This window comes from Microbulbifer yueqingensis (assembly GCF_900100355.1).
Classification (GTDB): Bacteria; Pseudomonadota; Gammaproteobacteria; order Pseudomonadales; family Cellvibrionaceae; genus Microbulbifer; species Microbulbifer yueqingensis.
Genome location: NZ_FNFH01000005.1, coordinates 235,826 through 249,110, shown reverse-complemented (window position 1 = coordinate 249,110; position 13,285 = coordinate 235,826). Strand labels below are relative to the sequence as shown.

Here is a 13,285-nt window from a genome sequence, read left to right as displayed (position 1 = left end):
CCGGCGGCGGCTATTCTGCCACAGATTAAAAATTAACCACACCAGGGTTGAATCAAACCAGAGTTACACAGGGAAGCGCAATGGACATCCCCCAGCCCCTCTACAGCGCCGAGTCGGTCCGGGAGCTCGACCGCCGCACCATCGCCGCTCTCAGGATACCCTCCATCAGCCTGATGAAGCGCGCGGGGCGGGCCGCTTTCACGCAGCTGCTGGCTCGCTGGCCGGAGGCCGGCCGCCTGCAGGTGTTCTGCGGGGGCGGCAACAATGGTGGGGACGGCTACGTGATAGCCGCCCTGGCGGCCGAGCGGCAGATCCCGGTGACTGTCTACGCCTGTGTCGAGCCACAAAAGCTCTCCGGTGATGCGGCTGAGGCGTTCCGCTACGCCGGGCAGGAGGGCGTCCAGGTGGTTACCTCCCTGGCGGAGCTGGACAGTGCCGACGCGAATACGGTGATCGTCGATGCGCTGTTGGGCACGGGCTTCTCCGGTGCCGTGCGCGAGCATATGGCGCAGGCGATCGAGCGTATCAACAGGGCGCCGGCCCCGGTGCTGGCCGTCGACATGCCCTCCGGCGTGGAGGCCGACAGCGGTTTCGCCGAAACCGCCGTCCAGGCGGATGTCACCGTCACCTTTATCGGGCGCAAGTTCGGCCTTTTTTGTGGCCGCGGGGCGGCGCTCAGTGGCGAGGTGGTGTTTGCCGGCCTGGGTGCCCCCGACTCTGTCTATCGCGACGAGCAGCCCCTGGCGCAGCGCTACGGTGCCGCCAGCGTGCCCCGGTTACCCCGGCGTCCCGCCGATGCCTACAAGAACCAGTTTGGCCATGTGCTGGTGGTGGGTGGCGATCGCGGTTTCGGTGGGGCGGCGATGATGGCAGCAGAGTCAGCGGCGCGCACCGGCGCCGGCTTGGTCTCCCTTGCCACCCGCCCCGAGCACCTGCCGGCGGCGTTGACCCGCTGCCCCGAAGTCATGGCCCGGCCGGTAATTTCCGGGCAGGAGCTGGAGCCGCTGCTGGATTCCCCCAGCGTGGTCGCCGTAGGCCCGGGCCTTGGCCGGGAGCCGTGGGGCGAACAGCTGCTGGCGCGCGCCGCGCGCGCAGATGTGCCGGTGGTACTCGATGCCGATGCCCTCAACATCCTTGCCGGGGGCCGCGTGCTCGCCGGCCACCGGCGCGACGACTGGGTGCTCACGCCCCATGTAGGAGAAGCGGCGCGCCTGCTGGGCTGGGAGACCAATGAGGTGCTGGCCGATCCCCGCACCGCCGCACAGGCGATTCAGCAGAAGTTCAGTGGCGTGGTGATACTAAAGGGAGCCGGCACGCTGATCGCCCACGAGGGCGGCGTCGACCTGATCAACAGCGGTAATCCGGGCATGGCCTCCGGTGGCATGGGAGACCTGCTCACGGGCATCGTGGCGGCCCTGATCGGCCAGCACATGCCATTGCCGAAAGCTGCGCGGCTGGCGGTGTGGCTGCATGGCGAAGCCGGCAACCGCGCGGCGGCAGATGGCCAGCGCGGCCTGCTGGCCACCGACCTGTTGCCCTGGGTGAGAAAACTGGTGGACTGATGGAACTGAAACGGAAGCTGGCGGACGAAGAGGCCACCGTCACCGCGGGTGCGGCGCTTGGCCGCGCCTGCCTGGCGACGGGCCTGCCCCAGGGGATGATGGTATTCCTGCACGGGCAGCTGGGCGCTGGCAAGACGACCTTCTGCCGGGGTGTGCTGCGGGCGTTCGGGCACCACGGTGCGGTCAAGAGTCCCACCTACACCCTGGTGGAACCCTACGAGCTGGGCGAGCAGCGGCTGTACCACTTCGACCTCTACCGTCTCGGGGACGCCGAGGAGCTGGAATTCATGGGGGTGCGCGACTATTTCGGGCCACACTGCCTCAGCCTGGTGGAGTGGCCGGAGCGGGGGCAGGGTGTATTGCCGGACGCGGACCTCGTGGTGGAGCTGGGAGTGCCGGACCGCGGCCGCACGCTGCGGGCCCGGGCACAGTCGGAGCAGGGTGTGCGGGTGCTCGGGGCAATGAATTCCCTGTTGGGATAAACTTCCCGGATGACCGGCGGGAATGTAAGGCAGAATAACGTTAACAGGGCTGAACCATGAAAAGATCGTGGCGGATTGGCGGCTCGGCAACGGGCCCGGCAAACAGGCTGGTAGCGGCGCTCTTCCACCTTTTCACTCCCCGTGCAATCGGCCGCACGCTGGCGACGCTGCCACTGCTGTTGTCGGTGATTGCCGAAGCGGCGGAAGTGGAGAGCGTGCGCCTGTGGCGCGCGCCGGACCACACACGCCTGGTTTTCGACCTCAGTGGGCCGGCGGAGCACAAGCTGTTTACCCTGAGTAATCCCCACCGGGTCGTGATCGATGTGAGCGATACGCGGCTCGCCGCGGCATTTGATGCTCTCGAGCTCGACGGTACACCCATCGCACAGGTGCGCCATGCCCGCCATAACAAGAGGGACCTGCGGGTAGTGCTGGACCTCAAGCAGGCGACCAGGCCGCGGAGTTTTGCCCTGCGCAGGCTGGAGGAAAAGCCGGACCGCCTGGTGATCGACCTGTACGACCGGGTCGAGCAGGAAGAGAAAACCCTGCTGGAAGTGGCCCGCGAGCGGGATATCGTGATCGCTATCGATGCCGGCCATGGCGGTGAGGACCCGGGAGCCTCCGGTCCGGGGGGACTGCGTGAGAAAGACGTGGTGCTCGCCATCAGCCGCCAGCTGCATAAAGCCATCGATCGCAAGCCCGGTTTCGCCGCCAAGCTGGTGCGCACCGGCGATTACTACATCCCGCTGCGGGACCGGGTCAACAAGGGTCGCGCGCTGCGCGCCGACCTGTTCGTGTCTATCCATGCCGATGCTTTTACCCGCAAGGATGCTCGCGGGGCTGGCGTTTACGCGGTTTCCTCGCGCGGTGCCACCAGTGAGACGGCGCGCTTCCTCGCGCAGCGGGAAAACGAGTCCGACCTGATTGGCGGCGCCGGCAGCCTAAGCCTGGGCGACAAGGACGATACCCTGGCCGGGGTGTTGCTGGACCTGTCCATGACCGCCACCATGACGGCCAGCCTGGATGTGGGCGCGAGCGTGCTGGCGCAGCTGGGCCAGGTCACCCACCTGCACAAGAAACAGGTGGAGCAGGCCAACTTTGCGGTGCTCCGTTCCCCCGACGTGCCGTCGATCCTGGTGGAAACTGGCTTTATCACCAATCCCCACGAGGCCAGGCAGCTGCGCGACCCGGCATTCCAGCGCCGACTGGCAGAAAAGCTCAGCGAGGGTATAGTGGCGCACTTCAGCAGCCGCCCGCCGGCGGGCACCTGGCTGGCGGCCAACCGCGGCAGCCGGCGCGAGTACACGATTGCCCGGGGCGACACACTGTCGGCAATCGCCTCGCGCTACAACGTATCAGTGACGGCGCTGAAGAAGGTCAACGGCATGCGCAACTCGGTCATCCGGGTGGGCCAGACCCTGACCATTCCCTCGGGCTGAGGCCCCACTGTAAGAATTTCTGAATGTAGGAGCCTGTCCGCAGGCGCAGATCCCCGTTTATGCACGACAAGATCCAGCAGCTCTCCCCCCGCCTCGCCAACCAGATCGCCGCCGGCGAGGTAGTGGAGCGCCCGGCGTCCGTGATCAAGGAATTGCTGGAGAACAGCCTGGACGCCGGCGCTACCCGCCTCGACGTGGAGATCGATAACGGCGGCATCAAGCGCATCAAGGTGCGGGATAACGGCAAGGGCATCGGCAAGGACGACCTGCCGCTGGCCCTGGCCCGCCACGCCACATCCAAGATCCATGCCCTCGAGGACCTGGAGGCAGTCGCCACGCTCGGTTTCCGCGGCGAGGCACTGGCCAGTATCTCCTCGGTGGCACGCCTGGAGCTGACCAGCAGCCGCGAGGAGAGTGGCAAGGGCTGGCAGGTCAGTGCCGAGGGGCGCGACATGCAGGCGCAGGTGGCGCCGGCGGCCCATCCCCGCGGCACCACCGTCGATGTCCGGGACCTGTTCTTCAATACGCCCGCGCGGCGCAAGTTCCTGCGCACCGAGAAGACCGAATTCAATCGGGTCGATGAGACCATCAAGCGCCTGGCCCTGTCGCGTTTCGATGTGGCCATCAGCCTGCGCCACAACGGCAAGGGTGTGCACAACCTCCGCGCCGGCAGCGGTCGGGTGGAGATGGAGCGCCGTGTGGCCCAGGTGTGCGGGCCGGCCTTCATGCAGAATGCACTGCATATCGATGTAGAGCGCAGTGGCCTGCGCCTGTGGGGGTGGGTGGCAGAGCCGGCCTTCTCGCGCTCCCAGGCCGACCTGCAGTTTTTCTATGTCAACGGCCGGGCCATCCGCGACAAAGTGGTCAGCCACGCGGTACGCCGGGCCTTTGCCGACGTGCTCTATCACGGCCGCCACCCGGCGTTCGCGCTCTACCTGGAGCTGGACCCGGCATCGGTGGACGTGAATGTGCACCCCACCAAGCACGAGGTGCGTTTTCGCGACAGTCGCCTGGTGCACGATTTCCTGTTCGGCAGCCTGCACCGCGCGCTGGCGTCCGTGCGCCCGGGCGAGCGGGAGCAGGTGGCCGCCGACACCGGCGAGGTGATACAGCCTTCCCCGGCCCCCGCGGTCTCCGGCGTGGCGGCCGGTGAGTTCGGCGGCCAGCAGCGCATGCCGCTGTCGTCATCACCCGCGCCGGAGCGGCTGCAGGGGCAGATGCAGGGGTATGGCACCCTTCACCAGCCTTATGCCGGGTCCGCCGGCGTGGCGGAAACTGCCATCGCTTCCGGGCCCGGGTCGGCGCCCCTGCCGGGCGCCGGTGTCGCCATGCCGCCTGCACCTGACGATGCGGAGGCCCCGCCGCTCGGTTACGCCCTGGCCCAGCTGCACGGCATCTATATCCTGGCGCAGAACGCCCAGGGGCTGATTGTCGTGGATATGCATGCGGCCCACGAGCGCATCGTGTATGAGCAGATGAAGGCGGCTCACGCCGCCGGCGGTATCCAGGCGCAGCCGCTGCTGGTGCCGGTGAGCCTGGCGGTGAGCCAGCGCGAAGCCGACTGTTTCGAGGAGCGCAGCGAGGTTTTCACTGCGCTCGGCTTCGTGCTCCAGCGGGCCGGCCCGGAGACGCTGCTGGTGCGCCAGGTGCCGACCATGCTGCACGGCGCCGAAGTGGAGCAGCTGGTGCGCGACGTGCTCTCTGACCTGCTGGCGCAGGGGGGCAGCGACCGCATCGGCGAGCGCATCAACGAGGTGTTGTCCACCATGGCCTGCCACGGTTCGGTGCGGGCCAACCGCAAGCTGACGGTGCCGGAAATGAATGCGCTGCTGCGGGACATGGAGCGCACCGAGCGCAGTGGCCAGTGCAACCACGGCCGTCCCACCTGGACCGAGGTTAAACTGGCTGATATGGACAAATGGTTTATGCGGGGACAGTGACTTGAGCCCGAGCGCCAGCCCCGATGATGACAAGCCGCGGGCCATCTTCCTGATGGGCCCCACCGCGTCGGGCAAGACCGACCTGGCCATGGGCATCAGTGAGCACCTGCCCGTAGAGCTGGTGAGTGTCGACTCGGCGCTGGTCTATCGCGGCCTGGACATCGGCTCCGCCAAGCCCAGCGAGCAGGAACTGGCGCGCTACCCCCACCGCCTGATCGATATCTGCGATCCCTCTGAATCCTATTCGGCCGGGGATTTCCGTCGCGATGCCCTGGCGGCGATGGCCGATATCAGTGCCGCCGGCCGTATTCCGCTGCTGGTGGGCGGAACCATGCTCTATTTCCGGGCTCTACTGCAGGGAATGGCTGAGCTGCCACAGGCGGACCCGCGGCTGCGCGCCGAGATCGAGGCCCGAGCGCAGCGCGATGGCTGGCCGGCACTGCACGCCGAGCTGGCACAAGTGGACCCGGAGCTCGCCGCCGAGCTGCACCCCAATCATTCGGTGCGCATCGAACGGGGTCTCGAGGTCTACCGCCTGACGGGGCGGCCGCTGTCGGAATTGCGCCGCGAGCAGGCGCGGGAGCCGGTAACCGATCACTACCGGGTGACGCAACTGGCATTGTTGCCGCGGGACCGCGCGCTGCTGCACGAGCGCATCGAGCGGCGCTTCCGGCAAATGCTGGAGCGTGGGTTCGTGGAAGAGGTGCGCGGGCTGCGGGCGAGGGGAGACCTGCACGAGGACCTGCCGGCGATCCGCGCAGTGGGTTACCGCCAGGTGTGGCAGTACCTGTCAGGCGAGCTCACCTACGATGAGATGGCCGAGGCGGGGATCGCTGCCACCCGGCAACTAGCCAAGCGCCAGCTCACCTGGCTGCGCCGCTGGCCGGATCTGGCGCACATTTACCTGCAGGCGCCCGATGGCACACTGCGCAAAAATGATGAAATCTTGGCGGAAGCCTTGAAATTTCTCGCCTGAGCAGCCATAACGTGAGTGTGCCGGCTCCAGGCCGGCATTGATCAGTCAGTTATTATCACAGAGTCGGGCGTTTCCGACCTATTTTGCACGCGTATTCAACCGTAACCGTCCCTTAGTTCGCGGAGTTCGCGGACGCGATTATGGCCTGCATACGGCTACCAGCTTTTGACAAGGAGAAAAAAGATGTCAAAAGGGCACAGCTTACAAGACCCTTACCTCAATGTTCTGCGCAAAGAGCGTATCCCGGTTTCTATCTATCTCGTAAACGGCATCAAGCTTCAGGGGCAAATTGAATCTTTCGACCAGTTCGTGGTGTTGCTGAAAAACACCGTGAGCCAGATGGTATACAAGCACGCCATTTCCACCGTGGTGCCATCGCGCGCGGTGCGCGTGCCGCTGCTCAACCCGGCGGCCCAGGGCGGTGCTGGTGAGGGCGCTGGTGAAGGCGGTGAGCGCGACAGCTTCGCCTGATACCGGTTCCCCCTCGATGCAGTGAGAGCCCCGGCCCCCGGGGCTTTTGCGGTTGGGCGCTGGCTGTAGCGGCGCCCGGTTCCTGTCTATTCGGCTGCGGGAGGCGACTACAATGACTCCCGCGCAACAATTGAGAAATCCCATTGTTTTTTGAACGTCCGGAATCCGGTGAGCTGGCGGTGCTGGTGCACCTTGAGCTGTCGGCCATCGACAGCCCGGAAGACCCGCGCGAATTCGAGGAGTTGGCCCTGTCCGCGGGTGCTGACCCGGTAACCTTCATCTTCGGCCAGCGCGCCAAGCCGGATCCCCGCACCTTTGTGGGCCGCGGCAAGCTGGAGGAAATCCAGCAGGCGGTGAGAGAGCACGGCGCCGAGCTGGTGATCTTCGATCACAACCTGTCACCGAGCCAGGAGCGCAATATTGAGCGCGAGCTGCGCTGCCGGGTGCTGGACCGCACCGGCCTGATCCTGGATATCTTCGCCCAGCGGGCCCGCACCCACGAGGGCAAACTGCAGGTGGAGCTGGCACAGCTGAGACACATGGCCACCCGGCTGGTGCGCGGCTGGACCCACCTGGAACGACAGAAGGGTGGTATCGGCCTGCGCGGTCCCGGTGAAACACAGCTGGAGACCGACCGGCGACTGCTGCGCGCGCGTATCGACTCGATCGAGAAACGCCTGGAGAAGGTGCGCCGCCAGCGGGACCAGGGGCGCCGCGCCCGCACCCGTGCCGAGGTGCCTACCGTGTCGCTGGTGGGCTACACCAACGCAGGCAAGTCGACCCTGTTCAACCGGCTGACGGATGCCGGCGTATATGTCCGGGACCAGTTGTTTGCGACGCTGGATCCCACCATGCGGCGGGTGGAACTGCCCAGTGTGGGGGGCATGATCCTGGCGGACACGGTGGGTTTCGTGTCGCACTTGCCGCACCGGCTGGTCGAGGCATTTCGCGCCACGCTGGAGGAGGCCGCCAGCGCCACCCTGCTGCTGCACGTGGTGGACGCCGCCTCGGACGACCGCCTGCGACTGATGGAAGAAGTGCAGCTGGTGCTGGAGGAGATCGGCGCGGCTGACCTGCCGCAGCTGGTGGTATACAACAAGATTGACCTGCTGGCGGCGAAGGAACCCACCATCGACCGCGACGCGGACGGCGTGCCGCGGGCCGTGTGGCTGTCGGCGGTTACCGGCGAGGGCTGCGAGCTGCTGGTGGACGCCATCTCGGAGCGCCTCGGCGAACAGATGGTGCGCGGCCACCTCCTGGTGGCGGCCCGCCATTCGCGCCTGCGGGCGCAGCTCTACGAGATGAATGCCGTCAAGGGAGAGGAATACCGCGACAACGGCGACTGCGAGCTGGAATTGGTGTTACCGCGCGGCGACCTGCAGCGCCTGCTGGCGCCATTCGCCGGCGCAGCAGACGGCCCGCAGTGGCGCGCGGCCGAGTGAGGCAAAAAGCGGCGGCGATCAATGGTAGAATGCCGTCACAAGTTTAAAGATCCATACAGATAAACAGTTGGAGTGAGTCGATGGCCTGGAACGAGCCGGGTGGCAACAACAAAGACCCCTGGGGCAGCGGTGGCGGCAATAACCGCAATGACGGCCCGCCGGACCTGGACGAGCTGCTGCGCAAGTTGCAGCGCAAGCTTGGTGGCCTGTTTGGCGGCGGGGGCGGTGATACCGGCGGCGAGGGGCGTTTCCCCTGGGCGCTGGTGGCCATCGTGGTGGCCGTGCTCTACGGCCTGCTGGGGTTCTACCAGGTGGACGCCAATGAGCAGGCCGTTGTCCTGCGGCTGGGCAAATATCACAGCAGCGAGACTTCAGGCCTGCACTGGAACCCACCGCTGATCGACAGTGTCACCAAGGTGAACATGACCGAGGTGCGTACCGAGCGTACCACCGGCCAGATGCTGACCGAGGATGCCAATATCGTCGAGGTGGTGCTCACGGTGCAGTGGCACATCGACGACGCCGAATCCTTCGTCCTGCGCGTGGCCGATCCGCTGAAGAGCCTGCAGGAGGCCACCGACAGCGCGCTGCGCCATGTGGTTGGATCCGCGACCCTCAACGGGGTCATTTCCCAGAGCCGGACCCAGGTTTCCGCCGAGACCCAGGAGCGCCTGCAGCAGTACCTTGACCTCTACCAGACCGGTATCCGCGTCGACGTAGTCAACCTGACCGACGCCAAGGCACCGCGCGAGGTGCAGGACGCGTTTGACGATGTGACCAAGGCCCGCGAGGACGAGGTGCGCCTGCAGAACGAGGCCCAGGCCTACGCCAACCAGGTGATCCCGGTAGCCCGTGGTAGCGCCCAGCGCATCCTCGAGGAAGCCGAGGCCTACAAGGCCCGCGTGGTCGAGCTGGCCCGCGGTGAAACGGTGCGCTTCGAGCAGCTGCTGAACGAATACCAGCAGGCACCGGAGGTCACCCGCGAGCGCCTATACCTGGATGCGGTGCAGGACGTGATGAGCAACACCTCCAAGGTCATGGTCGACGTCGAGGGTGGCAACAACGTTATGTACCTGCCGCTGGATAAACTGGCGGAACGCAGCGCCGACAACGGCGCGCAGCGCAAGGGCGTGACCACCCAGGTGGTGGACGAGGTCTACCAGCGTGTGGTGGACCGGCTCCGCACCGAGGCCGCCAACAGCCGCCGCAGCCGCGACGTACGCTAAGGGGGAGAAGCATGAACAACAGAACTCTGGTAATCATTGCCGCGCTGCTGCTGGCAATACTGGCGATTTCCTCCAGTGCCTTCGTGGTCAAGGAGACGGAAAAAGCCGTGCTGCTGCGCTTCGGTGAGCTGGTGCGGACCGACTACGGGCCGGGCCTCTACTTCAAGATCCCGCTGGTGCACGAACTGCGCAAGTTCGATGCCCGCATCCAGACCGTGGACTCCCAGCCGGTGCGGATGCTGAATGCGGAAAACAAGTTCATGATGGTGGACTCCTATGCGAAGTTCCGCATCTTTGATGTGGGCCGCTTCTACGTCGCCACCCGCGGTGACGAGCGCAATGCGGTGCGGCTGCTGTCAGAGCAGATCAACGACCGCCTGCGCAACCAGTTCGGTGTGCGCGACCTGCACGAGGTGGTGAGCGGCCAGCGCGACGAGCTGATGTCCGAGATCACCAAGAACCTCAACCAGGTTGCCCAGGGCAACCTGGGCGTGGAAGTGATCGACGTGCGGGTCAAGCGCATCGACCTGCCGCCGGAGGTATCCGAGTCGGTATTCCAGCGCATGCGCGCCGGCCGTGAGTTGGAAGCTCGTGACCACCGGGCCAAGGGCCAGGAGGCCAGTGAGCGTATCCGCGCCAACGCCGACCGCCAGGTGGTGGAGATCGAGGCCGAGGCTGAGCGCAAGGCCGAGGAGCTGCGCGGTCAGGGCGATGCCCTGGCGGCTTCCATCTACGCCCAGGCCTTCAACAAGGACCCGGAATTCTATAGCTTTACCCGCAGCCTCAAGGCGTACCGGGAGTCCTTCAGCGATCGCTCGGACATGATACTGATCGAGCCGGACAGCGAGTTCTTCCGTTACCTCAAGGACGCCGGGGGCCGCGAATAGCGTCCCGGCCCGGCCGGGACGGGTAGGGAGAAAAATGCGGTGGAGAGCCACCCCGTTACCCCTACCTTCCCCCGGCGAGTTGATGGTAAAATCACCCAAACCGGGCGTTGCCCGGTTTTTTTGTGTGGGATCCCGACCGGCCCCGGCCGGCACCCGTTGCTCTGTAATCAGCACCTGTTGCCATCATGACCCAACCTGACCGCTGGATGCTGCCCGAAGGCATCGCCGAAATCCTGCCCGCGGATGCCAAGCGGATCGAGACTCTGCGCCGCCGCTTGCTCGACCTCTACCACAATTGGGGCTATGACCTGATCATCCCGCCGATGGTGGAATTCACCGATTCCCTGCTGATCGGCATGGGGCGCGACATCGACCTGAGTACCTTCAAGGTCACCGACCAGCTCTCCGGCCGCACACTCGGTATCCGCGCTGATATCACGCCCCAGGCGGCGCGTATCGACGCGCACAGTTTTCCCCGTAGCGGCGCCAATCGCCTGTGCTACGCCGGGCAGGTGCTGCACACCCGGCCGCGCACGGCCCTGGGGTCCCGCGCACCCATCCAGATCGGTGCCGAACTCTACGGCGTGGACAGCCTGCAGGCCGATATCGAGGTCATCTCCCTGATGCTCGAGAGCCTGCTGCTGGCAGGCGTCGAGCAGATTCACCTGGACCTGGGTCACGTGGCGATTTACCGCAGTCTGGCGGCGGCCGCCGGCCTGGACGCGGAGCAGCAGGGCGAGCTGTTCCGGCTCCTGCAGAGCAAGGCCTCCGCCGATATCCAGAGCTGGGTCGCCGACAATGTGGGCGAGACCCGCACCGCCAGCTGGCTCTGCGCACTGCCGGGGCTGGCCGGCGGCAATGACTGCCTGGAGCGGGCGCAGGAACTCTTTGCCGACGCACCGCTGGCGCTGCGCGACGCGCTGGCCGACCTGCGCCAGGTGGCAGACGCCCTGGCACTGCGCTACCCGGCCGTGGAGCTCTTCTTTGACCTGAGCGAAGTGCGCGGGTACGACTACGAAACCGGGCTGGTATTCGCGGCCTACACCCCGGGCTACGGCCAGGCCCTGGCCAATGGCGGCCGCTATAACGGCATCGGCGCCGTTTTCGGGCGCGAGCGGGCCGCGACCGGGTTCAGTACTGACCTGGTATCCCTCAATACCCTCGGTCGCGAGGCCGCCGCCGAGCCGGGCGCAATATTTGCTCCGGCTGCTGACGGCGAGTCACTCTGGCAGGTGGTGAACGAGCTGCGTGGCCGGGGCGAGGTGGTGATTACCGCCATGCCGGACTGCAGCGAGCGCGAGGTGCTGGAGCGCTGCGACCGTGAACTGGTCCAGCGCAATGGTGACTGGGTGGTGCAGCCGCGGGGCTGAACCTAAGATTATTGAATTTGCGGTAGCGGCCAATGGCCCGCTGCCGCGGGAAACGTTGACGCAGAGATTTACGCACATGGGCAAAAACGTAGTAGTTCTGGGCACCCAGTGGGGCGACGAGGGCAAGGGCAAAATCGTCGACCTGCTGACCGAGAAAGTATCGCTGGTGGTCCGCTTCCAGGGCGGCCACAACGCCGGCCACACCCTGGTGATCGACGGCGAGAAGACCGTGCTGCACCTGATTCCCTCCGGCATCTTGCGCCCGTCAGTGACCTGCCTGATCGGCAACGGTGTGGTGCTTTCGCCGGAAGCGCTGCTGAAGGAAATGGGCGAACTCGAGGAGAAGAGTGTGCCGGTGCGCGAGCGCCTGCGCCTGTCGCCAGCCTGCCCACTGATCCTGCCGGTCCACGTTGCCCTGGACCAGGCGCGCGAGAAGGCGCGTGGCGAGAAGGCGATTGGCACCACCGGCCGCGGCATCGGCCCGGCGTACGAAGACAAGGTGGCCCGTCGCGGCCTGCGCCTGGGTGACCTGTGCAACTGGGACAGCTTCTGTGAGCAACTGAAAGAGTTGCTGGAATACCACAACTTCGCACTCACCCAGTACTACAAGGTGGATCCGGTCAGTTACGAGGATACGGTGGCCGAGGCGCGGGAGTGGCGCGACCAGCTGGTGCCGATGATCACTGATGTGGCCGACTGGCTGCACTGCGCGCGGGAACGCGGCGAGCACATCCTGTTCGAGGGTGCCCAGGGCTCCCTGCTGGATATCGATCACGGCACCTATCCGTTCGTGACCTCGTCCAACACCACCGCTGGCGGCACCGCCACCGGCTCCGGTTTCGGCCCGCTCTACCTGGATTATGTGCTGGGGATCACCAAGGCCTACACCACCCGCGTGGGCAGCGGACCCTTCCCGACCGAGCTGGGCTGTGACGTGGGCCGTCACCTGGGTGAAAAGGGCCACGAATTCGGTGCCACCACCGGCCGCCAGCGCCGTACCGGCTGGTTTGATGCCGTGGCGGTACGCCACGCCATCCGCATCAACAGCATCTCCGGCCTGTGCCTGACCAAGCTGGACGTGCTCGACGGGCTGGAAGAGGTGAAGATCTGTACCGGTTACCGCAACAGTGCCGGTGAGGAAGTGCCGGTGCCGTTCGATGCCGCGGGCTGGGAAGGCGTGGAGCCGGTCTACGAGAGCATGCCCGGCTGGAGCGAAACCACTTTCGGTGTGCGTCGCGAAGCGGACCTGCCGGACAGCGCGCGCGCCTACATCGCCCGCATCGAGGAGCTGGTTGGCGCGCCCATCGATATCATTTCCACCGGCCCCGATCGCAACGAGACCATCGTGCGCGAGTCCTCGGCCCTGTGCGAGATGGGCATCCACAAAGCCAGTACCTGATCTCGCCACTCGCTGACGGCGATGCGCGACCGGGCTTCAGTCCCGGTCGCGCCAATCTGTACCGGTGCGACCCTCTCCTCCCTTCCCACAG

At 66.0% G+C, this 13,285-nt stretch carries 11 protein-coding genes; all 11 read left to right on the top strand.

The window, feature by feature from the left end:
* Nucleotides 1-80 precede the first annotated feature (80 nt).
* The 11 genes from BLT26_RS13065 (at nucleotide 81) to BLT26_RS13015 (ending at nucleotide 13,194) form a co-directional block, all read left to right on the top strand.
* Nucleotides 81-1,562, top strand: a complete 1,482-nt coding sequence (locus tag BLT26_RS13065; protein WP_091515076.1) for an NAD(P)H-hydrate dehydratase — start codon at nucleotides 81-83, stop codon at nucleotides 1,560-1,562.
* Nucleotides 1,562-2,044 carry a tRNA (adenosine(37)-N6)-threonylcarbamoyltransferase complex ATPase subunit type 1 TsaE gene (tsaE, locus tag BLT26_RS13060; RefSeq protein WP_091515073.1) on the top strand — a complete coding sequence of 161 codons (483 nt, stop codon included), beginning with the start codon at nucleotides 1,562-1,564 and terminating at the stop codon, nucleotides 2,042-2,044. Before BLT26_RS13065 ends, tsaE begins: the two co-directional genes overlap by 1 nt.
* A 56-nt stretch (nucleotides 2,045-2,100) precedes the next feature.
* The gene (locus tag BLT26_RS13055) at nucleotides 2,101-3,483 is read left to right on the top strand and encodes an N-acetylmuramoyl-L-alanine amidase (RefSeq protein WP_091515070.1); all 1,383 of its coding nucleotides are present in this window, start codon (nucleotides 2,101-2,103) and stop codon (nucleotides 3,481-3,483) included.
* A gap of 59 nt (nucleotides 3,484-3,542) precedes the next feature.
* Nucleotides 3,543-5,423, top strand: a complete 1,881-nt coding sequence (mutL, locus tag BLT26_RS13050) for a DNA mismatch repair endonuclease MutL (protein WP_091515066.1) — start codon at nucleotides 3,543-3,545, stop codon at nucleotides 5,421-5,423.
* A 52-nt stretch (nucleotides 5,424-5,475) separates the two neighbouring features.
* Nucleotides 5,476-6,399 carry a tRNA (adenosine(37)-N6)-dimethylallyltransferase MiaA gene (miaA, locus tag BLT26_RS13045; RefSeq protein ID WP_091515273.1) on the top strand — a complete coding sequence of 308 codons (924 nt, stop codon included), beginning with the start codon at nucleotides 5,476-5,478 and terminating at the stop codon, nucleotides 6,397-6,399.
* A 183-nt stretch (nucleotides 6,400-6,582) separates the two neighbouring features.
* On the top strand, nucleotides 6,583-6,870 hold the full coding sequence (hfq, locus tag BLT26_RS13040; RefSeq protein ID WP_091515063.1) for an RNA chaperone Hfq: 288 nt from the start codon (nucleotides 6,583-6,585) through the stop codon (nucleotides 6,868-6,870).
* A 143-nt stretch (nucleotides 6,871-7,013) separates the two neighbouring features.
* Complete coding sequence (hflX, locus tag BLT26_RS13035) at nucleotides 7,014-8,312, top strand: ribosome rescue GTPase HflX (RefSeq protein WP_091515060.1); 1,299 nt, start codon at nucleotides 7,014-7,016, stop codon at nucleotides 8,310-8,312.
* Between the two features lie 80 nt (nucleotides 8,313-8,392).
* Nucleotides 8,393-9,538 (top strand): FtsH protease activity modulator HflK, encoded by a 1,146-nt coding sequence (hflK, locus tag BLT26_RS13030; protein WP_091515056.1) that lies wholly within the window; start codon nucleotides 8,393-8,395, stop codon nucleotides 9,536-9,538.
* A gap of 11 nt (nucleotides 9,539-9,549) precedes the next feature.
* The gene (gene hflC, locus BLT26_RS13025) at nucleotides 9,550-10,425 is read left to right on the top strand and encodes a protease modulator HflC (RefSeq protein WP_091515053.1); all 876 of its coding nucleotides are present in this window, start codon (nucleotides 9,550-9,552) and stop codon (nucleotides 10,423-10,425) included.
* 185 nt (nucleotides 10,426-10,610) lie between these two features.
* Entirely contained in the window at nucleotides 10,611-11,795 is a 1,185-nt protein-coding gene (locus BLT26_RS13020) for an ATP phosphoribosyltransferase regulatory subunit (RefSeq protein WP_091515049.1), read from the top strand.
* 76 nt (nucleotides 11,796-11,871) lie between these two features.
* Entirely contained in the window at nucleotides 11,872-13,194 is a 1,323-nt protein-coding gene (locus BLT26_RS13015) for an adenylosuccinate synthase (protein WP_091515045.1), read from the top strand.
* Nucleotides 13,195-13,285: the final 91 nt, after the last annotated feature.